The organism is Pseudomonas cichorii, from assembly GCF_015471405.1.
Classification (GTDB): Bacteria; Pseudomonadota; Gammaproteobacteria; order Pseudomonadales; family Pseudomonadaceae; genus Aquipseudomonas; species Aquipseudomonas serbiensis.
This window is the reverse complement of record NZ_BLVZ01000009.1, coordinates 115,717-139,902: the sequence shown is the minus strand read 5'-3', so window position 1 is coordinate 139,902 and position 24,186 is coordinate 115,717. Positions and strand designations below refer to the sequence as shown.

Here is a 24,186-nt window from a genome sequence, read left to right as displayed (position 1 = left end):
ATTACTTCTTGCCTCCACTCTCAAAGCTCCCCGACACAAACGGCCAACCGCCACGGCGCTTTTTGCCTGACTTTTCCAGGGACTTGGCAATCCGCTCACGCTCTAGCTTCTCGTACAGTTTGGCCCTGTATTCGACAGGAGTTGCCTCGAGCTGTGCAGCAAGATCATCAAACTGATGTTTCTGTCTGTAGCGCTCAGATTTGGTAGGTCGTTCCTTTTTCGCCACGTCCAACTCCTCTATTCGGCTCCATGCCGAAATACACAAATAACCCACTTCAACGAATCACGCCACAGGCGAGGATGAACCATGCCTACCCAGAACATCGTCAGCGTCAGCGGCGGGAAAGACTCGACCGCGACGCTGCTGGTGGCTATCGCGCTGGAGACAGAAAACCTTCAGGCCGTCTTCGCCGACACCGGCAACGAGCATGAGCAAACGTACCAATATCTCGACTACCTGGAACGAGCAACTGGCGTTCCTATCACGAGGGTGAAGGCCAGCTTCAAACGGCAGATCGCTGGAAAGCGGCAATTCATTGCGACCAAATGGCGAGAGCAAGGAATCGAAGAATCGGTGGTCCTGGCTGCACTCGAAGTGCTTCAGCCAACCGGCAACCCATTCCTTGACCTGTGCATCTGGAAAGGCCGATTCCCCAGTCGCAAAGCACAGTTCTGCACGATGGAGTTGAAGCGCGACCCGATGCTCGAACAGGTGGTTATGCCAATGATGGGCAAAGGCAACATGCTGATCAGTTGGCAAGGCGTACGCGCCGACGAATCATTGAACCGCCGTTACCTGCCGGAGTGCGACGAGGTAGGCGGCGGACTGTTCAACTACCGGCCGATCTTGAAGTGGGACATCCCTACGGTGTTTGAAGCCCACCGCTACATGGGTATCGATCCGAATCCGCTCTACTCTCAGGGCATGGGCCGCGTCGGATGCATGCCCTGCATCAATTGCCGCAAAGATGAGCTGCGGGAAATTGCGCTGCGCTTTCCAGAGGTAATCGACCGCATCGATCAATGGGAGCGAATCGTCCAGCAGGCCAGCAAGCGGGGCGCTGCGACCTTCTTCGCAGGCTCCAATGCGAAACACCCGAAAGGCTCCATCGCGGACATGAACGCACTTGAGGTTATGGAGATCGCAAGCATCCGACAAGCTGTCGAGTGGTCGAAGACCTCCAGAGGCGGCATTCAGTACGACCTGATGATCGCAACTGACGCAACCGCCTGCAGTTCTGCTTACGGGCTTTGTGAGTAACCACAAACCAGCTATCGCGCCAAAAGATACTTGAACGGTAGATCACCGTAGGCCCAAATCATAGTTCCGGTTATCACCAAGATAAAAATCAGCGCATCGGATTTGTTGAGCGCGGGTAGGAATGTCTGCCGCAGCTCATTTAAACCAGCCCATCCAAAGCCCGTCGGGGTTATCGAAAGTCTTACCTTTAACAAGACGCTTTCAGCAAGGAGCGCGAAAACCGTCATCACTGCTCCGCTTCGACTGAACCACGACCCCGCGTCTAAATCGGGAATTTTTGGGTAGGGAGCAGCCATCGAAAGCAAAGGCACAGCAATCGCAAAGATGATCAATGCCCAAGCAATTTTTACGCATTTCCTCAGGCCCTTCTCAGTAGGTCCAACCACGACATCTCCTTTTATCCCGATTCAGAAAGCCGAATATACTGGCGAGGATGATCCATGTCCGCATTCCAATACGGCTCCGTGTGCAGCGGCATAGAGGCCGCAACCGCAGCCTAGCACTGGCTTGGTTCTCTGATTTTGAAAGGCCCTCTGAATGACATATTTTTGTTGGTTTATGATTCATAATTGGGCATTAAGCCACAATCTTTTAGCTTCGAGAGGGAAGCTCTTTGGGGCAGATACTTAAGAAAACTATTTCTTATCATGACCTCATACAACTCACGTCCTTCATGAGTAAAAGCATAAAGTGCCGCACATTCAATCTCAGCGGGCGTCAAGAGCGACTTGGCGATCATAAAATAGCTCTGTTTAAGTGATGGATTACTGAGATCACAAAGATCAATATGCAACAATAACTGTGAAAGTATTTTAAACGACCTAATAGGCCCACCCTCAGCCAAAGGTAAAAATTCCTCACCCAAATGATAAATAATAGTAGGTTTAATTTGGGAAACTCTCAAAGGCGCAGCATGAAATATCTCATCCCACACTATAATATCTAAATTCGCCTTTTCAGAAATATACTTCATAACTGAGGCACCTGAAACACCACCATCAATTACCGCACCCAATTCGAGCTCATCAATACTCTTTGAGTAAAGCTGAAGAAGGCCAAAAAAAACCGACTCAAAACTCTGCTGCTTAAATATTTTCGTTTGTTCAAGCTGTAAGTCAAGAGCAGACTTCGCTTCCTCTCGATTACCTTTCAATTCTTCAAACTGGAAACCAAGCCCCCTAACAACAGCAAATAAAGCCAAAAAGCTCAATATAGGATTAAGAACACCTCCAAAATAGTCCCCAAAAGTCCCCCAGCTAATACCCCCATCAAGCCCCATACAGTAATAACCGACCACAAACACAGTCAGTACCAAAAAGATAAGCATCAACCCAACCCATAGCAATAGATTATTATGTGCTGGAAATCGAATTGCATTTCTTAGTTTACCAATTATTTTTTTTATCAAAATCTGCACCCTCAGTAAGTTTCAGATAGTCTCTTGAGCCCTATCAAATCGCATCACGCAGCACCATTCCAAATAGTGGAGACTGCCTAGAACCAAATCAAGCACTGCACCACTCACACAACCACAGCAAACTCCTATCTCAAGCAGAAACTCAACTATTTGAACGCCAATTTTAATATTTCCCTAATCACAAGAAAGCAACAACTTGATTCTGCTATGACTGCGTAAATCCTCCAAAAGAACTCAAACGAATCACGCCACAGGCGAGGATCAATCATGTTCAAAAAAACCTTTTCCAACCCTGTGACCTTCAAGGCCCTCTGGGCAGCTCAGGAATGGCTTCAGCAGAACGGCTATAGCTACGGCTCAACCTGCCGGGAGATGCCAATCGGAATCCTCAAGGGCGATTACGTTATTGCCAAATGGAAGAACCTGACGCGACAGGAAATCAGCGAGCTTGACGGTGATCTCCAGGGCGATATGCGCGAAGGCCCTATCACGTTGACACTCAAAGAGGTGCCAGCCAGCGAACGCTAAGCAGAAAACAACTGATGTGCCGCCACCTCGGCGCGGGAAATAACTGCAGGCTTTCCAGCAGCAATGAATCCATTGATGCAGGATCTTGTGGCTGCGATGTTAAAGCAGTTGTTTCTCGCCTTCATGCCATTCAGCACTGTTCTTGAGATCAGGTATTTTCCGCAATTCCGGCATTCAACATTCCTGAACTCTCCTACGGAAAACTCTTCCGTGCCTTTCCCCTTGCAAATCACGCACACGTAGCTATCCATCACCACCTCCTTTCGGTTGATAGGTGAACTGTAGCTGCTCAAAACCAGCCCGTACGGCTGAGCACATTGAGCAGACGAATCACAGCAGCAATGACGCTTATCCAATTGGTCAATCGTTTCATGCGATAGAGCTCCGGCTTGGTTTAGGTAACCAGCATGCCGTCATGACACTCGCCGAAACACACCTGAAACATCTCGTTCTATTCCAAAACCTTCCCCCTTGACATACCGCCTCGTCGCGACACGACCGGCAAGGAGCTTTCATGCCCAAAATCTACTTGTCAGGCCCAATGACTGGCCTGCCGGACCTGAACTTTCCTGCGTTCAACGCTGAGGCAGAAAGGCTTCGCCGCTTGGGCTTCGATGTGGCCAACCCCGCCGAGATCAACCCAGACGGCGGAACGTGGGAGGAATGCATGCGCCGAGACTTGGCCCAGCTAGTCACCTGCGACCACGTTGCCACCCTGCCCGGCTGGGACAAATCGCAAGGCGCACAGCTGGAAGTCTACATCGCCGATCGCCTGGGCATTCGCGACAGCCCGGCGCACACCATCACCGAATACCAGGTGCAACCATGCTCAAGCCTGTATCACTCAGGCTCGCAGGTAACAAAGTCACCAAGTTCCTGACGGGCGATCGGTATGGCATGTTCGAGCAGTTCCAGAGGTACATCCCTCTCGAATAGGGTTACTTCAAACCGCAAAGTTTCGTCATTTCTGAAAACCTCAAAGACGACGTTTTGCCCCCGCAAGCACTCGAGCGCAAGACCGTCATGCCCGGCGACAACGCCGGATGCTCTACCAAACCGGTACTCAACTCCGAAAACGATCACTTAGAAACTCCGTATTTTTCTGGAGTGAACGATACCCGAATCTTTTTTTCGCCGCATAGCTGCTACAGCGGCAAGGACGAAGTCATGCCTGAAGAAATGAAACTGATTCAACCTGTACCTGTTGTCCGCGACGAGGACGGCTACTGGAGTCACCCCGACGAACCCAACTTTGACGAAAATCATAAAGCCTTCAAGGCTTGGCTCGTTGCGCAGGGGCTTGAGGTGACGCAGTGGCACATGGATGCGGATATCAGCGAGCCGCACCCGTACGATGATGGCGCAGCCCATTGCCTGGGCTGGGAGCCTGTCGCACCAGGTCCTGAGTGGTTCCTGCTGGGTATCTTTGATTCGGAAGACGGGCCTTGCGTGAGCTGGGTGCGCCGCAAAGGCGAACAATACTGGTCGCTGAATGGCGATGATGGCTCATGGGATTACCCGAACCTGATGGCGTTGGTGCGCGACAACTTTGGCAGCGCCGCCGAAGGAACCAGCTTCGGCCCTGGGCTGGGCAACGGGCTTAAGGTCGGCGATACCGTGAAGGTTGGCGGGGTGTGCAAAGCTGACCCGGCTGGTTTCCTCCCTGATGCCGACAGTATTGCTGATCACATGTTCGAGAAGGCAGTTGGTAGCGATGCAGGGGAATGGGTCGACAACTACCCAGACCTTGATGAGTCAGCGAAGGCGGCTCTTGAAAAGGCCCTGGAACCTCTGAAGGCCTGGGCGCGCGAGTATTGCGAACCCCAATTCTTCACTATCGAAGGCATCTCGGATCACATCATCACTGCCGAAGATGTGCGACTGGCCAGGGCGCACGGGGTAACCCCATGAATCGCCTCGCTCTCATCCTGATGCTGCTGGCCGCCAGCGCCAGCGCGGCTCCTAACCCAGCACCGGCCCATCGCCAAAACGTGATCGAAATCGAGCGCGACAGCCAGCGCGGTGTGACGTGCTACATCCTGAACGGCGTCGGCATCAGTTGCGTGCCGGACAGCCAGCTCAAGCCAGAAGCCAAGCCAACACCCACGGATGCGCCGGATCGGCGCGTTGATGAGAGGTATTCGATGTGAGCAAGAAGAAAACCAACTTCACGATCGTTTCCACTGCAGAGCTGGAGGCGCTTCGCAGGGACAAGCGGAGACTGGACGCTCTTGAGGCCTGCAACTGGGACGTTGAATTCATCAGTTGCGCGAATGCCGATGCAGGCGACTACAGCATCGGCATTGAAGTTTCTGGGCAGTACATGGCCGCCCCTCACAAGCGCGTCGTTGGCGAGAATTGGCACGAGAATCTGCGCGCAGCAATCGACCAAGCCATGACAGCCGAGGCGTATCCGCCAGGGCGTCCTGAGTACGATCTGTATGGGAACCCTGAGCGGAGAGCGGCATGAGCCCGCCACTGATCAGCAGCCAGCGATACTTGAACCGGGACGTAGTTGCGCGCAAGGCTGCCAAATTCAAGGTGTTCATTGTCCGCACGCTCGATATAGAACTGCGCGGCAAGACCTACCGCCTGCTACTGGACGGACATCACAATCTGGCCGCCACCCGCCTTGTCGGCGTAGAGCCTGCCTGGAGAGGGCCGCCGCCAAAGTTCGAGCGAATCATGAAGCGGATGCCTGCCGATGAGTTCGCGGCATTCATGATCAACAACCTCACCGACAGTGACTGGTATTTCCACAATACCGGCCAAGTCGTCGCAGAACTTCTCGCAATCCAGCCTTAACCCCTTCCCTAACAACTCAGCCTGCAGCAGCGGGCAAGGATTTCTCATGCCAAAAATTATGGTGATCACCACCATCAAGACCTTTTTCGATGTGCCGGAAGGCGTCGATATCCAGCGTGTTCGCCATCTGGCTCTGCCAGATCTATCGGAGATGGAAGATAACACCGATGCGGTTACCGATCAGCACGGCCATGTGTTGAACCGCATTTATCTGGGCGATGCCAGTGTGCGCTCTGGCTCAGTTGAACATGCGATAACCGAAGTGATCGCTTAATCCCCCCCCCACATCTATCTGCCAGCCGCTCGGCGGGCATGGAGAGCCATTGCCATGACGAAACACAAACACACTCCAGGACCCTGGCGTCACGAAGGACCGGATTACTTCCATGACTTCAACATTCTGCACCCAGGCGACTCGCTTGCGGTAGCCGCAGTTGTCTCAAACATGCGCCAGCTGCCGGAAATTGAGGCAAACGCAAAGCTGATCGCCGCCGCACCAGAACTGCTGGAAAGCCTTTCAAATCTGGTCGGCCTGGCACGACTGGGCGCAGCCAACATCAGCAAGTACCACGCTGCGCTGGCTCATGCCGAATCGGTCATCGCCAAGGCTTCCGCCTAACCCCATCAATTCTGCCGCCGTGCGCGGCAATGGAGCCAATTATGAGAAAGGAACTGATAAAGATCAGTGAGTTTCGCCGGAGGCGCTGGGGCGAGAACGGCACCCCGCCCTGCTCACAGGCAATTCGCAACTACATCAGAAATGGCCAGCTACCAGGCGAGCAAATCGGCAAGCTCTGGTATGTCGATTGGTCGGCGTACAGCAAAGCAAACGGCAACGAGCTGGTCGCCATGGTATTGAAAGGAGCTGCATGATGGTCCCAAGGCCGCGCAACAAGGCGAACAAGAACCTCCCGCAGAACCTGTACTTCGATTCGCGGCGTTCGAGCTATCGCTATCGGCGGCCCACAGATGGAAAGTGGTTCCAGTTCGGTACCGACCGAATCAAAGCAATCGATGCGGCGAAGCAGTTGAACCTGGAATTCATGGCCGGTGCTGATCTGGTAGGCGCAGTACTGGGCAACTCATCGGAGACTTTCGCTGGATTCCTCGACACCTATGAGCGTGATGTTCTGCCGCCGCGAGAGCTGGCCAAGGGCACCCTGGGATTGTATGCCGTCCACTTCCGGCGCTTTCGGAAACACTTTGAAGGTAAGGCTGTGGATCAGATAACGATCCGCATGATTGCGGAAATGCTGGACGCACTCACGCCGCGCACAGCAAACCAGTGCCGGGCGCTGCTGATCGACATATTCAATCATGCCGCCGCGAAAGGCCTGTGCCCGGACAACCCGGCAGCCAGCACCATCAACAGGATCGAGAAGAAGCAGCGTAAGCGGCACACCATCGATGGCCTGAAAGCCATTCGGGAGGCAGCACCAGCCTGGCTGAAAAACGCAATCGACCTGGCCCTGATCACGGCCCAGCGCCGCACCGACATTCTGAATATGCGCTTTGACGGGGTTCGAGAGGGTTTTCTGTATGTGGTTCAGCAGAAGACCGCAAAGGCCAGTGATGCGGCCTGGATTCGGTTCAGGGTGACTGAAGAACTGCAGGCGGTGGTCAGCCGATGCAGGGATGACATTGCCTCGCCATACCTGGTTCACCGCCGACCAGACCGGAAAAAGCAGATTCAGGCGCAAACGAAAGATCACTGGACGAAAGTCGAGGAGCGATATTTGACGCGAGCCTTCAAAGAGGCTCGGGAGGTAGCGGGCTGTTACAAAGGCTGGAAGGAAGAGGAAATGCCAGGCTTTCATGAGGTGCGGGCGTTGTCGTTGCACCTGTATCAGAAAGCCGGAAAAGACGGGCAAAAGATCGCCGGTCACGCCAGCGAGAGCATGACCAAAAACTACCAGCGGGATCACGCCGAAATCGTCTGGTCGGATGCCACTCCGGACCTCGATATCAGTGAAATCGCCGGATAGTTTTGCGCCAGTTTTGCGCATCTTTTGCGCGCGCACAAAAAAGCCGATCTATCTGATCGGCTTAAATGACTGATTTTACTCAGGAAATATGGTCGGGACGGAGTGATTCGAACACTCGACCCCTAGCACCCCATCTCCTTTTTCATACTTCTTGAAAGACTCCGAAATTTCACTCTGGATTTTTCTAAGCTAGTATTTACTTGAGCTCCAGCGGTGTTCTGCTCTACGAGAGTCCAGCAACGTCCATCAAGAGCCGATGTTTTTGTGGGGGTAAAAGTAGGGGGTTCCATTTCATGGCCAAAATCACCATCAAAGAACTCGAGTCGCTGACCGCCAATGATGCCGGCCGGATCCTCCGGGAGGATGGCAATCTCGCCGGTCGAATTTCCCTGCGTAAGGACGGCGTGTCGGTCAGCTTTTTCTATCGCTATCGGTGGGGCGACCAGAACAAAGAGTACGCCTGCGGAACCTGGCCGCGCAAATCCCTGACGGACATCCGCAAGGCACGCAACCAAGCCCGAGCGCTCATCGATGAGCAAATCAATCCTAACGAGCAAAAGAAGATCGCCAAGACACAGGCATACGCCGCGGCTGATATAGAGGCCGAACAGGTAAAGATGTCGAAGGCGCAAACACTGACCGTCCAGGATCTGGCCAGCGCCTGGCTGTTGGATGGCGTCGCGCGCAAAGACGGCAATGCCGAGTTGCAGCGCCGTTTTAGCAAGGACCTATTCCCGGCACTTGGCAGGACCGCGGTGAACAATGTTTCCGAACACGATGTTCGGGCGCTGATCCGCACCGTGGTCAACCGCGGCGCTCACCGTCAAGCCATCAGCTTCTTCGCCGACCTCATCCAGATGTTCAGCTGGGCTAGAAAGCGCCAACCTTGGCGGACGTTACTGGTTGAGGGTGATCCGACTGAGCTGGTCGACATCTCCCCCCTGATCCCTGCCGACTACGAAGCGGAAAGAAGCCGGATCCTTTCCCCGGCTGAGCTGTTGGAACTGCACACCCGCTTCCAGCAAATGACTGCCGATTACGACGCCCTCCCCGCGGGCCAAAAATACGACGGCATTCGACCGCTAAAGAAGGAAACACAGCTTGCGCTCTGGATCAGCCTGGGCACGCTATGCCGGATTGGCGAGTTGCTCCAGGCCGAATGGAAAAATGTCGATCTAGACCAGCAGACCTGGTTCCTCCCCAGCGAAAATGTCAAAGGCACCCGTGGCAAGAAACAGGATCACCATGTCTTCCTCTCCCCCTTCGCCCTGCATTTCTTTCAGGAACTCAAAATCCTGACGGGCGACTCGCAATGGTGCTTTCCGAACAAGCTGGATGATGGGCATGTGGATGTGAAAGTGGTGAGCAAACAGGTCGGCGATCGCCAGGCCCGGTTCAAAAACCGCAAGGCCCTCTCCAGACGGTGCCATGACGATACCCTGGTCCTTGCCGACGGCCAAAACGGCGACTGGACGCCGCATGACTTGCGCCGTACGGGGGCGACCATGATGCAAGCCTTAGGCGTTAGCCTGGATGTCATCGATCGCTGCCAAAATCATGTACTGGCCGGCTCTCGGGTGAGACGCCACTACTTGCATCACGACTATGCCGACGAGAAGACAAACGCCTGGAACCTGCTGGGCGATCGACTCAGTGCGGTGCTGTCCTCGACCTACGAGCACACGCCAAACGAGTCGAAGTTGTCTTTTCCCGCATATAGCGCGAATAGTTCTTTACCGCCGTCTTAAGTCGGCGTCTTTATGTTGAGCCCTCATCGCCGAGCACGGTCTTCGGCTTCATGACCGGCAGAAGTCGGCCGATTCTGTTGGAAAAGTCGGTCTTTCCAGACTGCCCTCGTGCTGACTGCTGAATATGCCTTTTTTGCGCGCAGCTACGCGAAATCCAAGCCCCGACCTCTGCTCAAAGTAACGATTTCAATCTCAAGCGCGTACCTTTCTGCCGTGGAAACCATGGCCGACTTTTTCAACAGAATCGGCCAGATGCGGTCGTTCAATGTCTACGATATTACGGACGATTCAATGTGCTCAGCAAGACCAAGCATCTAGACAAAAGCAAGCACGTCGTACCATTTCCCGAGCAAGCTCTGGTCCTGTTGCACGATTAAGTAAAACCCGCGTGGTGGATGAATAAGGCAAGGGCTGGGTGTTCGTCGCGCCGGTCTATCCAGAGCGCCCCATCAACCCCACTTCTATGCTCAAGTCCTTTCAGCGTATCTGGCCGGCGTACGACATCACTGCCCACGGCTTTAGCGCTACCTACCGGACCATTGTCCACGAGCACTTGGGTATCGATCCAATTGTGCTCGATCTGTCGTTATCCCACCGGATGCCAGGTGCACTGGGTACTGTGTATGCGAGTGCACAAATGCTAGTTCAACGCCGGGAGGCGGCTTAACAATGGGCTGACTATTTAGACCAGTTGCGGCAAAAAGCCGCGCGAGTGACCACAGATTGACGACACAGTGAAAAAAACCAGGAGAGTGGAGGGGAAACGAGACTTGCATCTAGCGTCCTGCACATTGAAATCTAAGGGATTTATTATATTCCTGAAACAGGAATAGACTTGATTCTGGACTTGTTTTTGGGGTGTATCAAAAGCAAGAAAGAGAATTATTCAAAGGCACGCTACTAGATTCTGCTGATAGCCAATCGGAAGTATGTCAATAACCCGAACGCATCAGTGGCTCAAATTTAGATCCGAGATCCATCCCCACCGACAAGCCCCCCCTACAGAGTCCGCCATTTCCTTGACCTGAGAGAAAGTTTTCACGCCGCCAGTCTCTCCATAGCTACTGGCGACCGGTATTCGTTGTAGCTATGGATCCTGAAATTGTTGTAGGGCATCAAGTATTTGATTACTCGCCAGAATGCATATCACGTGCGGCGCGACCGAGCCATGCAACCTGCGCCCTCCCATCTTGCGCCAAGAATGCAACTCCATGCGAATCGATCCAAACCCGACAATCAAAATCCATCAGCGACTCTCGCACTACTGCTTTGCGTTCGCCCCGTAGCCACCACACCAAGGTCATGTCGTGTCTTGTCAGGAGATCCATTAAAATATCGCGCCTCGCAACAAGTGCATCCTCTCCCATAGCTCGCCCGACAATACCAAAGACGACGGTATCGTCATGTCGCACGACTCCATGCTGGAGATCCAGCGATAGACCCCAGTCCCGAAACACTCGAGGCAAGGGCAGGATGACGGGGCCCTCCTCATCACTACGGTCGGGATCGCCACACTCGCCGGCAAGCTGCATCCAGGGAACCGGTAGCCACGCCCCATATCCAAATTTTGGGTCGGTCAGGCTAGTATCGAACTCACCTTTCAACGATGGCCACTCGACAAGTTGGACGTCAGAGTTCGATTGCAGGTCAATGCGGCCAACACTCCCAAGCTCACCCTGCACTTCCGGTAGTTCCAGTGCTTCGAGTAATCGTGGTAAATCCGCTGATTGAATGAGCCCAGGAGTGATTTGCCACCAGATGTCGATGTCCTGCTCTTGACCAAGAGGCCACATTCCCGGAATCGCGGGTCTTTTCCAGATGTTTTCTGCTGCAACGCGGATCCATGGTCCCTCCCCCCAATGTTCGGGCAAGGGTGGCACATGGTTGATAATGTCGATGGCAGGAAGGTCGAATGCTTCGCTGTCACCCCAACGTTGCAAGTCTTCATCATCGGCCATGGGCCACTGAGGGAGGCATGGCATACGCCAAAAGGTATCATTCAGGGACTGATACGAAGCGTGCGACGCCACGTGCAACCAGCGCGATGGATCGAACACCTCGATGTAGCCGATCTGATGTGGCGTGTCGTACGTCCTCTGTGTGCGGGCCGATCCAGATGTCATGCGGTAGTTATCGGACAGGAATGCAAGCATTGTCTGCCATCCGATCCACTGGTACTTCTTACCAATTCGCTCGGTCCTACCTGATCTTTCGATACGGCTGTAACCTTGAGTCTCTGGCCCAGTATCAAATTCATTAAATCGCTCGGTCGTCCAGCCGAGCTGCAGGCAATTCCAAACAACAAAGCGTGCTGCGAGTGGAATATCGAAGATTCCACTCGGTGCCCTGCTCCCGTGCTGGCTTTCTTCATCGCAGTAGAAGCGTACCGGTTCGAGTGAATGCGGCAACGGCTCCGAAGTGAAGTGCTTCGTTCCCGAAGTTGCCCCCATCACGTACCAAAAGAAGTCGCGGCCTAGAGCCGATCCAAGAATGCTCCCAAAGCCCTTCGACCTATCCAGTGCGCGCAAACTGTCTTTTGTTGGAACCAGGGCTAGGGGCAATGAGCTCTTGTATGGAGGCTCAATGATTGAGCGATCAATGCCATCAACCCAGCCACGGTCACACGCCACTTCGACTATACGTCGCGCGTAGTGACGGATCGTGAGGTGACAATGGGGAGTGCCTCTGGCGAAGATTGCACCATACACTTGTCTAGCGGCTTGCATGCAGGAGTTACGATCGCGACTGTCGATGAGTACTCCCCAAGTTGCCGCCAGTACGCTCTCCAGCACATAGTCATCATTTACCGGCAGAAAATCGGCAAGAGTCCTAGGCAGGACGCTCGGGCATGCGACGAGCAGACGCGTCAGACCACAAGTCGCACTTTCTCGAAGTTGTTGCTGAGAACTCGCACAGGACCAAGCCAGTATACGTACCGCGGCCAGGGCAAGATCATCACCAACGTGAGCCAAGTCGGAGTCCTTAGCCCAACGGACCAACCCAGAAAGGTTCGATCCATCGTTGCTCCAGGGCGAGATCAGTTTAACCGTCCAGCAAGCATCACGTGCGCCAGGACTTCTCATCCGCCTTAGGCGCCGATGCAGGTAATGTTCCATTGCAAAGGGGTGGCCAGGAATAAGTGCCAGGCGAATTAGCTCGTCGAGATCGTCAGTGCCTGAGAAGAATGCGCCTCGTCGGCGATACATCTTCCACAATGCACCTCGACCTCCGGCGAACTCATCAGGAGCACATCGCCACCTCATGCTGTCGGTAACGGCCATGCGTAGCTCCATATCCGGCGTAAACCAGCCATCCTCGTCAGGCTCCAGCGGGAGAAGATTGGGCAGTTCGACGCCAGCAAGCTTGGGTACTGCCAGGCAAAGTGCAGCGAGCAAGCCCGAACGGCGAGAAGCGAGAGGTTCATGATTTTCACCAGGCGCGGCAAGCGCGGCAAGCACTCCTCCCGGTGCAAGTGCGGTCTCAAGGGTGCCGCGCTTCTGAGCTACATCGTTTTTGCCTTCAAACAACTGATGAAGCAGACGATCGGCGATGAATGTGTCCGACAGGCGCTCGAAGCCAAACTCCACAATGTCATCGTCATCTTCGATTCGGTCCATCAATGCTCCCGCGGAGCATAAAAAGCCGACCAGCCCTTCGATTCCTGTCGTGGTATGCGCGATTGAGTCGGCCTCAGACCGGAGTAAATTGAATTTCCCCGACACGATCATGGCTGCGGCCATCTTGTTCAGCGATCGCCGTACGGGTTGACGCCTAGAGGGGTCGAGGGTAAACCGGTTACGTGCATCTGCCTCGAGCCGCTCAATCCAGGCGCCCCAGACTTCCAGCCAAGAAGGTAGCCAGTGAGAGGGTGTTGTGCGTCCCATCAAGCTCTTGACCAGCAGTTGGACATATAGAGGGTTGCTAAGCTCTCCGATCAGTGGTGCGACTGGAGCCTTGATCCCATAATGGATAAAGTACGCCCGAAGAGCATTCGGTTCGATTCCGGCAAAGCCCGCATGCTGATGCTCTACCCAAGGCTGTTGCTGCGGATCGAGCTCCGGCAGGACATGCATCCGATAGTCAGACCTAACGCTAAGCGCTAGCGTAAGGTGGGGTCGGGCCACGATGTCACGTACGATGCCATTGAGCTCGTTCTTCCATCGTGTTCGATTGGGTGTCTCGTTGAGCGCATCGATAACTATAAGTGCACGTTGCCCTGATTGTGCTGCGGCGTTCTCAAGGGTGTCGAGGAGCTCGTCGAAGGAAGACTCCCCATAGCCCCATACCTTTATGAGGGCGCCTCGAAGGTCGGTCGCATCGGGAAGCGTTTGCGCAAGAGCGCCGATCGCAATGCCTCCAGAGGCAAGCACGCTCCGAACTTCATGAACCAGCGTGTGCGTCTTGCCTTGGCCTGCCGGTCCCGCAAGAAGGAGTACTCGCCGCTGGGCAAAAGCTAAAAATTTCTTTAAATCACGCAGTGCAGCCATTGCGAGCGATTTGATCTCCTGCAATTTATCCAAATCCATGTTGCCCGATAATGTCTCACCAGAATCGTCTAATTCGGTTGCATGCTCGAGCTGCGCCGCCGTTTCAGCGATGCGTGTCAGTGTGCGCTCTATGAAGTCGAAGTCTGGTGGAGTAGCCCGATTCCAATTTTCACGCAGACAAGATGCGATGCGTTGCATGGCTGCTTTGATGGACTCGAACTCAGGAGCATCGAGCTCTTCCCAAATTTCTGACAATATTTTATCCAGAGCCTCAATAGCGCTACTACGGACGAGGAGCCAGTTGAACACGCGTCGGACGTCTGACTCGACATGTGTCGCGCGCGTATAGCGCGGGCCGGCATCGTGTTCCAACTGAAGTGCTTTACGTTCGAGCCATTCTTGCAGTCGCAACTTGGCACTAGGATGAGACTTGCTCAGAATCACCTTCAGGTGGCCTTCAAGCTTGCCCTCGAAGTCAGCTGTATCTTGAAAACGGTTGAGCGATCCTATCCATTGACCCTTAGCTTTGAACGGTGCCGCATCAAAGAATGCGTTCAACAAGCTGAGCTGCTCGGCATCACAAGTCGTCGTATCCGGATCCTGAAGGCGATAGACGTAGATCTCAGGTGTTTTGGCTCCGAGGCGCCTGGCCTTCCAGGCCCGATCGAACTCATATTCACTACCCGACCGAAAGGAAGTGCCATCATCTTTACGGAATTCGTTGATCGGGATCGGCGAACCAAAGCGGCAGCGAAAAATACCGATGTAAACGTCGCACTCTTCAGGTACAGGCATGCGGCTGTTCACCGATACCTGGGGTGACGCCAAGGCATCAAAGGGAACGCCCGGCCCCCAGTCCCATGCCACGATCTCTAGCCGCGCAAACTGAGCGATCACCGGGTCAGCGTTTAGGCTTTCGACAACAAGAAATGCTGCGGTGCGTTCAGCCTCACAGTCGCCGGGAGAGGAAAGGAAGATACGGAAGGTGCGCATGGGAGGACTACCTAATCGATGGCGCGGATTGGCCAGCGAGCAAGATGGTGAAAAGGAAGAAATTCTGAATCGCTATTGCGATCTTTCCGCAGGAAACGCGAACAACCAATGAGTTGCAGAAGACTGGAACAGAGAGCATCGCAGCGCAAGCAGGTCACGAAGCCCGCCATAGCCGAGAAGTAACACGACAGGGTGCCACCCCGATTTGACTTCATTGTGGCGCTAACTATCGCGGTGTCCTTTACGCATGTCCGCATCTAGGATAGGAAGGTATTTGTATACCTGCTCGCAATCGCGGTTGCTCGACAAGGTCGGCCGGAATAACGAGAGAGCCGTCCTCGTTGAGTTGGCATATCTCAGGAACGTACTTTTGCCAATGAGCCCATCGATGATGTTCGATCAGATCCTTTCGGGAAAGCGATGGTTTCTCATTGGTCATTCCTACCCCTAGATCAAGCCACCTCTGACAAGAGGCCAATAGTGTTGCCCAAGCACGGTCAACTCGCAAGATTTACTCTGCATGGCTACATGCCACATATGCGCGACGCCGATTGGCAGCACCAAGTTGACCTTCACGTACCTTTGGAGCACAGAAAAGATGTATTCTTCAGTGGGTTCGGTACGGGAATGCTCCCATCCCTAAGCTTCTCCGAACGCTCCGGCTCGTATGTCGGATCAAGCGGAAAATCGTAATCCGGGCTCGAAAAATGAGTCGTCAGGGCCTGCAGGTCGACCAGGTTGATCGGCGGCGGCGCTTTGCGCAGCGAAACGAAACGAAACGAAACGAATGTTTTCACGTTTGTTTTGAACACCGGTCACTGTCCCCAAGGGCCGAGAGACTGGTCGATATGCGCGTAGACACTTCCCGGCGTGACATCCCGCTCCGTGACAGGCATCATTTTTGATTGCGGTTCAATGTCGTCAATTAGAATGGTCAACCGTCGCTGCCTGTGCTTGGCATGAATCGCTCGCCTACCCGCCTCACTACTCAAAATCCCTAAAACTACACATCCAATTTCCTTTTTTGCGTCGTCCACTCAGGCGAAATAATTTTGCGGCTCACAACAGAGTCACTGGCTCAGTGAGCTCATTAACCGAACATTGCGAAATGCCGAAAGTCAGATGTCCGCCGATCCTGTAGAAAAAGTCGACCCGGGCTGACGGTCCAAGCATTGAGCGGTGAAAACGTAGTTTTTTGCACACTGCTACGTGAAATCTGAGTCCTCTGCACCCTCTACTCAAAACACGGATTTCAATCTCAGACGCGTACTTTTCTGTCGTGAAAACCGAAACCGACTTTTCAACAGAACCCGCCAAAAGCGGGCATTCAGTGAAACCGTAAGGCGCACTGTCAGCGAGTGGTCATTGTTAAATGAGCGCGCTCATGCTCATCTCTCCGAACCAGAGCGGGATGGGATACTAAGGGGTTTATTGACTGCTGAAGCAGAGTGCATTTTTTGGGCTAGGATTTCGTCTATGAGGCCAACTGGAGCCGACCATGGATGACTTGCAAGTTGTTTACTCTCGCACTAACCGCGCGTTTTTCAGTTATGCGCGCGCCGACCATCAGCTGGCAATGTGGCTCTGGCGTAAACTTGACCGCTACAAAACACCGAAGGAGTTACTTGACGCACCGGGTGCGTTGTGCACTGTTCCCGCCAAACTGCATCCTATATTTCGTGACCGTGAAGACTTGGCGAGTCGAGGTAAAACCTTCGAAACTATACTCGCTGCACTTGAAGACAGTGATGCCCTGATTGTCCTTTGCACCCCTAATTCGGCGACTTCCGAATGGGTGAATAAGGAAATTTTGGCTTTTCAAGCTTTTAATCCTGCACGGCGCATTTTTCCGGTGATCGGTACATCCAAGCCCGAGGCTGATCGCAACCGCCCAATCGAAGATTATTTACCAAAGGCTCTCAAGAACAGCGAGCTTCTCGCTGCAGACTTACGAGAGTTTGTGATGCCAGGTGGCAATATCGTGGGCGACGGTAAGCAGGGAGGAAGCCTCAAGCTTATCGCCGGTCTTCTGGGTGTTCCATTGGACAAGTTGGTTCGTCGCGAGCGCGTGCGGCAACGCAGAACGATCTTTGCTCTTGCCGCCACAGCCATCACCTTCGCCGGTGTGGCTGCCGCGGCTGTTGTACTCGGGCTACTCGCAGACAGAAACGCGGATCGCGCGCAGGAGCAGTCCGACCGCAGTCTCGCGCTTTTGCTGTCCTCCCAATCACGCAATGTGCTTAAAAAAAACGACCAGCGTGCACTGCTGCTTGCGGTCGAAGCTGCGGGGGCGACGGCGTCGCATGGGTATATTTCGCCATCCGCCCGTACCGCTCTCGAACAGTCGCTCTCCCGGGTGACGGGCGTAGGTCTGTCGGGGCATAGAGACAATGTCGTATTGGCTGAATTCAGCGAAAACGAACAGACACTTGCAACTGCTGCATTCAACGGAGAAGTTCGCCTCTGGGATGTCAAGAACCCGGATTCTCCGCGGCTCTCAAGCATCCTCCACCTCCCAGAAATACCTCAGTCTCTGGTGTTCGACCAGGCAGGAAACAACCTCGTCACGCTGAGCGGGACAGGCTCCTCTAAAACCAATGCGCTCGTGTGGCCGCTCCACAATACCGGTAAGTATCCCGCGTCACGGCCACTTTTTGACGACGCGTTGCCGGATTACGCAATGGCAACATCGCAGCAACTTATAGCGGTCGCTGGAGACTCCGACGAAGTCCATCTGGTTTCACGCGCGGACCTGTCACATACCACCGTCCAGAGAGTGCTGCAGGCGCCCATTGATAGCGAGATCATAAAGCTGGCTTTTTCAAGCGACGGGAACATTCTGCTGGCGGGAACGCGCGCATCCCGTGTGTTGATCTGGGACCTGAACGATCCGGGACCTGAGCCCGTCGCCGACATCTTCGCGGATCATCAGGTTCCGCCTCCAGTACCCAGCCCAGCGAAGGTCGATATTCTGGGTATAAGCGACGACCATTCATCGTTGTTTACGGCAAGCTCGGAATGGTTCGACAATTCAACGTGGGCTGACCTTAATTTGAAGCTTTGGCGGCTGCATGAGCTGAGGCCCGTTGGCACCCCCACCCTCCTGCCTCATCTCGGCGCCCCCAACAGCAGCGCCATTCAGGCAGCCCGATTTATTGGCACAGGGAATGATCTGGTAACGGTGTCACTGGATGGACGTGTCCGTTCATGGCGAGCAGGCGGTGCTCAAGCAGAGCAAAAAACGGCTGAGTCTTTCATGTCTGGCGAATTTGTATCTTCGGCTGACATGTCAGCCGACGGAAAATTGTTCGCGCTCGCAGCAGGCAGCGAGGTACAGATGCTTCATCTGTCCGATATGAGCAATTCTGCCAACGCAATCAATGCTCTTAAACTTCCCGGGTTCGATGGGAGTGTGAAGTTTGTGCATTTTAGCGCCAGTGCAAAGTTGTTGGTCGCAGGGGGGCTCGATGGAACGGCCCGTTTGTGGAATCTGTACAGTGGCGATCCGAGCGCATTTATCCCGGTAACGCGTCCATCACCTTATGCGCCGGCACAAAACACTACGCTAAGCGACGATGGTACCTTCGCGGTCGTTCTCACCGCCGGTACCCTTGAGTTCTGGAACTTGCACGCGCCCCTCGCCCCTCAGTTAATGCGCTCTGTAGAAGTTGACTCCGCTCGGCTTGAGCAGATTGGCGATTGCCTTGGCTGTACCGTAAGTGTGTCTCCCGACCAACAATGGGCTGCGATTCAGACAGCTGAGCGAAACAGGGCGGAAATTCTTGAATTGACCCCAAATGGCCGTTCCTTATACGTCAATACGCGCGTTTGGAGCGGAATCGACGAGGTAACTTTCAGTCCGAATGGACGCTGGCTTCTAGCGCAGGAAGATGGCGCCGAAACAATCTACGATCTGTCAGTGAACGCACCGGGCATCCCCAGTCGAACGCTCGTGAACCTGCCACCAGGAAGCTACTCAAGAACGTTGTCTCCAGATAGCAAATATGTCCTTTATGAACGTTATCTCTTTGGGGCCGAACGCTCAATCGGCCGCGATCAAAAGGTGGGGGTACTTGCTCCCCTGGAGGGCATCAACGAACTCGCCAAACGCAGGGAAATCAAGGGGTTTTCAACGGGGATCGGCAATGCGGTTTTCTCTGCTGACGGGCAGTGGCTTGCGCTTGCCGGTGAGTCCAGTTATCCGGATCGCAGCGAAGACGACACGACTATTGAGCTCTTGCGTGTCGATAATCCAACTGTCGCGGTGATGACGTTGAGCGGCTCGGAGTTTACTACCAACCTGCAATTCAGTGGAGACAGTCGCTGGTTGCTGTCCGGATCTGAGGATTCGCTGCTGCGAGGAACGTATACGCAAACCAGACTTTGGTTGCTCGATGCGAACAACGCCATCCCTACACCACAACCCCTGCCCGGCGTCGTCACCTATTTGCATGCCGCCACCCTGAGTCCCGACGGTCAATTCTTGCTGACCATCAGTGGGGCAGCCCCTACCGCACGACTGTGGAAACTGACGGATCAAGTGACACTGGCGGCGACCCTGATAGTGCCTAAGCCAATACTCAACTGGCACTACAAGATCAACTTCAGCAAGGATGGCAAGGTGCTGACAGTTGCCGGCACCGACAGTCCTACGCCCTATTTATGGCGCCTGGATAGCACCGATATTCCAAGTCGTGGAACCCCTATTCCCAACGGCGACCGCGATATCAAATCGATTGACTTTTCAGCCGACAGCAAACACTTGATCATCATGAATTCGGGCCAAACAACGAGTGGCGTATCGGGAACGACGGGATCTCACGTCACTATGGTTGATCTTGAGACCTTTCCTCAAGAAGGATCGTTGTTCCAGACGCTTGAAACGGAAAACGCCGACCAACAAGCTGCCTATCGCCAGGATGTTGGTTTCATCCTTGCCCAAGGAAAATCGATTCGAGCTGGGTTGATCAGCGTTGCGAAAATGCTGGAGCGAGCGGAACGAGCAACCGGGCGCAATCTGACACTGGAAGAGTGGATCAAAACCGAAACAAGCAACCTGTATCAGCCGACGTTCTCGCGCCTTCCCGTGGATGCGCAAACACTGGAAGAGCTGCCCGGCATCATCGCAAGGCTACGCAGCGACGATCCGCAGAAGGCGAATCGATTGACGAGCAAACTGGTTGACTGGACCCGCCAACTCGACGAAGCGGAAGTCTGCAATAGCGTTGCCTGGGAGTTCTCCCAGCAACTGGACGGCCAGGCTGCACTCGACTCAGTGTCCTGCGCCTTATCGCAGTTTCCAGACAATGAAAATTACCGGGATACTCGAGGGTTAGCGTACGCGTTGCTTGGACGGCGGGATGAAGCGATCGCCGATTTTCAGTTCTTCGTTCGAGTCCAATCGGACAATCCCGCCAATACGCAAGATGTTGAGTCGAGGCAACAATGGATACACGCGTTACAAGCGGGTAAAAACCCATTTGAAGAACCCAAGGACTCTCTTTAGCCCTATCTTGGATGAGATCAGTAACCCTGTACTTAAACACCCACAAAAAGCCTGTTCTGATTCGCAATCAGAGCAGGCTTAGGCCGCGCACAGCGTACGGTTACACGAAACCCTTCAAGTGCGAAAGCGAGACACTTCGCGCCGCATAAGCAGTGCCCACCCGCTGAATATCCGGAATGTTTGCCACTGAGTCCAGTTTCGAAATGGTTGCAGGCTCGACGTCTGTAAGACCTAGCCCATCCAACCCGGACCGGGTCAACTCAGGGTTGTAACGCACATAGCTGAACAAATTCGGGCAGGTCGATTTAACGTTGTCTTTAACCATCATCATTTCGCCAAACTCCCGATCTATCGCCCCCCCGAAACGACACGCCCCCAGCGTCCGGCAAGCCATGTCCCACCCTGCACTGGCCGCATTCATAAGAGCCCCAGGAAGGTTTTTGGCGTAATGAACCAGGTTCATGTCACTCACCTTCAAATCCTGCCAGGTTTCAGCGGCACTGCCCGTGCCGACCGAAACGATCAACAATTTGTCGGCGCCCGTTTGCCAGTTAATCGAATAAGGCTCGGCAGTCACCATCTGAAACGCCAGGAAGGCTGGGTTGTTGTACGTCGTGATTCCACCGTCAACGAAAACAAACTGGTACTCAGCGTCGGTATTCGGGGCGAAGGTTACAACTTCGGGCGGGAAATAAGTCGGAGCCGCGGTGCTGGCACGCAACAACTGCCATAACGGCAAACGCAGGTTGCAGTCTTTGCGCTGGAGCTGGTTATATTTTCCGCGAGGATTGTTGGACACCGGCCAGGGTGAGTCGGTGGTGTGGTTGCGCAGCACCATCATCAACAACGTGCGTAGTCCATGACTACCCAGCGTGGCGTTGGGCTCTTGCGGTGTCGACGAATGTTTCAGTGCCCGGTCCAATTCCGCACGCAGTTTTGCCGCCAGGGGGTCAGCCTTGTAGGTGTACTGCAGACGTTTAAAGACCGATGCGGGATCGAACATGTCCTTGCCGCTGCCAACGTAAAACGCACGTATATCGTCCATCGACATCCCTGCAGAAATACATGCAGCGATAATTGCACCGGTACTGGTGCCGCAAACAAAATCAAAGAAATCGGCGAGAACCAGCGTTGGTGCATTTTTTTGGATACGCAGATCGGCTTCGAGTTTGGCCAGGATCTCGACGCTCATAAGACCGCGAATACCACCGCCGTCACAGGCAAGGATTTTTTTCGGTTCAGCAGATTCGATGCGGCTGACGAGTTGTTGGCTCATGGTGAATGCTCAAATATTTGGTTGGCGGCTTAGGGTGAATCAGTAAATTGCGGACATTGTCAGGTGTAGCTCATATATGACGATACGCAGTCGATTCAATCGTCTTCCTACCAAAGCTTGCGTGTATCCAGCCAGGCTACTCGCCCCGTCCGGCGCTTCACTTCCTTGTACATATGCTCGGTGCCACCTGGCCCGTCGCCGCCGCTGCCATTCCACAGGCAGATAAACCGCACCTTGTTTACCCCCCATGCAAGCGCACTGTATTGCAACCACAGGTTACAGCGCTCAAAAGGGCTCATGGCTTCATCGGGGCTGGATTTGGGTGGCGAACCAAGTTCGGTCGGCATGATACGCGGCGCAAACTCTAGCTGACTCTTGAGATCGAAATAGCGCGTACGCCACTGCTCGCCACCCAAGGAAGGCAGTATGGAGCGCTCAATAAACTCGGGCTCGGGAAGTGGCAGCATCAGTTGCAGGCGCACGCCGAGCTTGTGACACGCTTCGAAAAACAACAGATCCCCACCGCATGCACCTTGCGCTAACGCGAGGTCACCGGGGCCCGCACCGAAGCTCTTGAGCGCTGCGGCAATACTCGCGGCAGCAACGCCTTCCTTGTCTGCCGGAAAGCGAGGAGCCGCGCGATCAGGGGTGTCAATCATGTGGCCACTGAAGAGGAATACCTGGCGCGGTTCGAAGGGCGGGAAACTTTGGGCTATTTCCTGATCGATAATATCGAGCGCGACGGCTGTTTCGGCTGGACGGAACTCGAGATCGCGCAACAGGCAAAGTGTCTGGCGAATGGAGTCCAGCGCGAACCAGTCATGATTCGTAGCGGCGGCAGTGGCTCGATACTCTTTCCTCACGTCCTCAAGCGTGCTCACCAATAAACACAACTCGGCATAGCTCGCTTGAGCCCAGTAATCCTTGCGGTTGCGCTCTCGTGCAGCGAAGCTCGACCAGCGCACGCCCCCGGTCAACAGATCAATCGCTGTGGCGCTGGTTTCCGCTCCGAGATGACGGCGCAGAACGCTCAAGGTCAGTGCATTGATACCGGAATAGTAGTGATCCGGGGCGTTGCTGAACGCTTTGTAGTACGGCTCGATGGCTTGAGTCAGCGCCGAGTCCTGCGACCGCGCGGCGCCTATCCATTCTGTCGGAGTAGAGCCCCGAGAGCGCCAACGATTGATCCAGTTCTCCTTCTCCACACGCCCGGCAAGCGCCCGGATTTCCGGATCGTTTGGATAGTCCATGGTCAGATGGCGCATCGCCTCTCTCGCCTCAACCTTGCGATCAAGACGACCATAGCAAATCGCTTTTTTCTCACGCGCAAACTTGTTCGCCGGATCGAGAGCCAGTACGGCGTTAAATTGCTCCAACGCGAAATCGTAATGCCGAAGCTTGAGCAGTGCGTCCCCTGCCGCGCTTTTTGCCTCGATGCGCAACGCCACTGTCGGCGCTTCCTCGGCCAGCACGAGAATGTCACCCGCCAACCTTTTCTGCCGTGCTATTTCCAGCCGATTGGACCACTCCTTATAGGAAGCGCTGAACTCGTTGTGTTGTTCAAGCAGTAGCTTTTTCCAGTCAGGCTCGCACAAGTGCGGAAGCAAGCTATACACCGGACTCACCTTGCGCCCATGCCAAGCGTCAAGCGTCTCACGCACCATGTCAGTGAGACACTTGCGATCGAGAGCCAGCGTCGCTGGGTCAGGGGCGCCGTCCTTCAGGTTGTAACGCAATTTGCGATCAGTGTAGATATCAAACGGCTGGCTCTGTCTCGGTCCCTGGACAAGCACCACACCCCGCGCACGAAGCGCATGTCGCACACCGAGTTCATACCAGACATTGGGGTTGTCCAGCGTCAAGTCGGCGATAACGACATCCGCCATCAACAACTCCTGGAACATGTCGGTACGAATGTCCCCCGCCCGGAGCTCTTCATCAGCGCGGAACACTTCCAGACCGGCATCACGCAACGCCGGTTCGATGTACTCGGCGTATACGCGATTAAAGTCGATCATTTTCCCGTCATGCGCCGGTTTAGTACCAAAAGGCATGGCGACAAAGGCGTGGAGCTTCAAGCGCTTCTCCTTGAAATGGGAACTACATGGAACGTTTGCCTTGGGCAATAAGCACCGTTCTCATCAATATAGGGTAGAAATACGGATCAACAATTCCCTGAC

21 protein-coding genes and 1 pseudogene are annotated in these 24,186 nt (G+C 54.3%); 14 read left to right on the top strand and 8 right to left on the bottom strand.

What is annotated here, in order from left to right; genetic code table 11:
• Position 1: 1 nt before the first annotated feature.
• A complete protein-coding gene (locus JL015_RS15905; protein ID WP_201019120.1) occupies positions 2 to 226 on the bottom strand; it encodes a hypothetical protein in 225 nt (74 codons plus the stop codon).
• A gap of 81 nt (positions 227 to 307) precedes the next feature.
• On the opposite strand from JL015_RS15905, the gene JL015_RS15900 reads away from it, so the two are divergent.
• Positions 308 to 1,261, top strand: coding sequence for a phosphoadenosine phosphosulfate reductase domain-containing protein (locus JL015_RS15900; RefSeq protein WP_201019119.1), 954 nt, complete (start codon positions 308 to 310; stop codon positions 1,259 to 1,261).
• Between the two features lie 11 nt (positions 1,262 to 1,272).
• Here the strand turns inward: JL015_RS15900 and JL015_RS15895 are convergent, their stop codons facing one another.
• Both JL015_RS15895 and JL015_RS15890 read right to left on the bottom strand, forming a co-directional pair.
• Positions 1,273 to 1,647, bottom strand: a complete 375-nt coding sequence (locus tag JL015_RS15895; RefSeq protein ID WP_201019118.1) for a hypothetical protein — start codon at positions 1,645 to 1,647, stop codon at positions 1,273 to 1,275.
• A 170-nt stretch (positions 1,648 to 1,817) separates the two neighbouring features.
• Positions 1,818 to 2,588, bottom strand: a complete 771-nt coding sequence (locus JL015_RS15890; RefSeq protein WP_201019117.1) for a hypothetical protein — start codon at positions 2,586 to 2,588, stop codon at positions 1,818 to 1,820.
• Between the two features lie 357 nt (positions 2,589 to 2,945).
• On the opposite strand from JL015_RS15890, the gene JL015_RS15885 reads away from it, so the two are divergent.
• Positions 2,946 to 3,206 (top strand): hypothetical protein, encoded by a 261-nt coding sequence (locus tag JL015_RS15885; protein ID WP_201019116.1) that lies wholly within the window; start codon positions 2,946 to 2,948, stop codon positions 3,204 to 3,206.
• On the opposite strand, the gene JL015_RS15880 is transcribed toward JL015_RS15885, so the two are convergent.
• Positions 3,203 to 3,457, bottom strand: a complete 255-nt coding sequence (locus JL015_RS15880; protein WP_201019115.1) for a hypothetical protein — start codon at positions 3,455 to 3,457, stop codon at positions 3,203 to 3,205. The genes JL015_RS15885 and JL015_RS15880 overlap by 4 nt on opposite strands.
• Positions 3,458 to 3,720: 263 nt before the next feature.
• Here JL015_RS15880 and JL015_RS15875 point away from each other — a divergent pair, with 263 nt between their 5' ends.
• From JL015_RS15875 to JL015_RS27725, 11 genes and pseudogenes are all read left to right on the top strand, one after another.
• Positions 3,721 to 4,086, top strand: a complete 366-nt coding sequence (locus tag JL015_RS15875) for a DUF4406 domain-containing protein (RefSeq protein WP_201019114.1) — start codon at positions 3,721 to 3,723, stop codon at positions 4,084 to 4,086.
• 110 nt (positions 4,087 to 4,196) lie between these two features.
• Entirely contained in the window at positions 4,197 to 5,117 is a 921-nt protein-coding gene (locus tag JL015_RS27730) for a hypothetical protein (RefSeq protein WP_236250224.1), read from the top strand.
• The gene (locus tag JL015_RS15865; RefSeq protein ID WP_201019113.1) at positions 5,114 to 5,356 is read left to right on the top strand and encodes a hypothetical protein; all 243 of its coding nucleotides are present in this window, start codon (positions 5,114 to 5,116) and stop codon (positions 5,354 to 5,356) included. The genes JL015_RS27730 and JL015_RS15865 overlap by 4 nt, the downstream gene beginning before the upstream one ends.
• Positions 5,353 to 5,676: a hypothetical protein gene (locus tag JL015_RS15860; protein ID WP_201019112.1), complete on the top strand. Its 324-nt coding sequence runs from the start codon at positions 5,353 to 5,355 to the stop codon at positions 5,674 to 5,676. The genes JL015_RS15865 and JL015_RS15860 overlap by 4 nt, the downstream gene beginning before the upstream one ends.
• Complete coding sequence (locus tag JL015_RS15855) at positions 5,673 to 6,011, top strand: hypothetical protein (RefSeq protein WP_201019111.1); 339 nt, start codon at positions 5,673 to 5,675, stop codon at positions 6,009 to 6,011. The genes JL015_RS15860 and JL015_RS15855 overlap by 4 nt, the downstream gene beginning before the upstream one ends.
• A gap of 46 nt (positions 6,012 to 6,057) precedes the next feature.
• Positions 6,058 to 6,285, top strand: coding sequence for a hypothetical protein (locus tag JL015_RS15850; protein WP_201019110.1), 228 nt, complete (start codon positions 6,058 to 6,060; stop codon positions 6,283 to 6,285).
• A gap of 54 nt (positions 6,286 to 6,339) precedes the next feature.
• Positions 6,340 to 6,630, top strand: a complete 291-nt coding sequence (locus JL015_RS15845; RefSeq protein ID WP_201019109.1) for a hypothetical protein — start codon at positions 6,340 to 6,342, stop codon at positions 6,628 to 6,630.
• A 41-nt stretch (positions 6,631 to 6,671) separates the two neighbouring features.
• Positions 6,672 to 6,884, top strand: a complete 213-nt coding sequence (locus tag JL015_RS15840) for a hypothetical protein (protein WP_201019108.1) — start codon at positions 6,672 to 6,674, stop codon at positions 6,882 to 6,884.
• Positions 6,884 to 7,996, top strand: a complete 1,113-nt coding sequence (locus JL015_RS15835; RefSeq protein WP_201019226.1) for a phage integrase Arm DNA-binding domain-containing protein — start codon at positions 6,884 to 6,886, stop codon at positions 7,994 to 7,996. Before JL015_RS15840 ends, JL015_RS15835 begins: the two co-directional genes overlap by 1 nt.
• A gap of 293 nt (positions 7,997 to 8,289) precedes the next feature.
• Entirely contained in the window at positions 8,290 to 9,744 is a 1,455-nt protein-coding gene (locus JL015_RS15830; protein WP_201019107.1) for a tyrosine-type recombinase/integrase, read from the top strand.
• A 293-nt stretch (positions 9,745 to 10,037) separates the two neighbouring features.
• Positions 10,038 to 10,411: pseudogene (locus JL015_RS27725) on the top strand (integrase); the annotation flags it as partial.
• A 460-nt stretch (positions 10,412 to 10,871) separates the two neighbouring features.
• On the opposite strand, the gene JL015_RS15825 reads toward JL015_RS27725, so the two are convergent.
• Positions 10,872 to 15,224, bottom strand: a complete 4,353-nt coding sequence (locus JL015_RS15825) for an ATP-binding protein (protein ID WP_201019106.1) — start codon at positions 15,222 to 15,224, stop codon at positions 10,872 to 10,874.
• A 572-nt stretch (positions 15,225 to 15,796) separates the two neighbouring features.
• Complete coding sequence (locus JL015_RS27720) at positions 15,797 to 16,036, bottom strand: hypothetical protein (RefSeq protein WP_236250223.1); 240 nt, start codon at positions 16,034 to 16,036, stop codon at positions 15,797 to 15,799.
• Positions 16,037 to 16,722: 686 nt separating this feature from the next.
• Between JL015_RS27720 and JL015_RS15815 the strand changes: the two genes are divergently transcribed.
• On the top strand, positions 16,723 to 20,730 hold the full coding sequence (locus tag JL015_RS15815; protein ID WP_201019105.1) for a TIR domain-containing protein: 4,008 nt from the start codon (positions 16,723 to 16,725) through the stop codon (positions 20,728 to 20,730).
• Positions 20,731 to 20,830: 100 nt separating this feature from the next.
• Here the strand turns inward: JL015_RS15815 and JL015_RS15810 are convergent, their stop codons facing one another.
• Both JL015_RS15810 and JL015_RS15805 read right to left on the bottom strand, forming a co-directional pair.
• Positions 20,831 to 22,006: a patatin-like phospholipase family protein gene (locus JL015_RS15810; RefSeq protein WP_201019104.1), complete on the bottom strand. Its 1,176-nt coding sequence runs from the start codon at positions 22,004 to 22,006 to the stop codon at positions 20,831 to 20,833.
• 107 nt (positions 22,007 to 22,113) lie between these two features.
• Positions 22,114 to 24,084, bottom strand: a complete 1,971-nt coding sequence (locus JL015_RS15805; RefSeq protein ID WP_201019103.1) for a TRAFs-binding domain-containing protein — start codon at positions 24,082 to 24,084, stop codon at positions 22,114 to 22,116.
• Between the last annotated feature and the right edge of the window lie 102 nt (positions 24,085 to 24,186).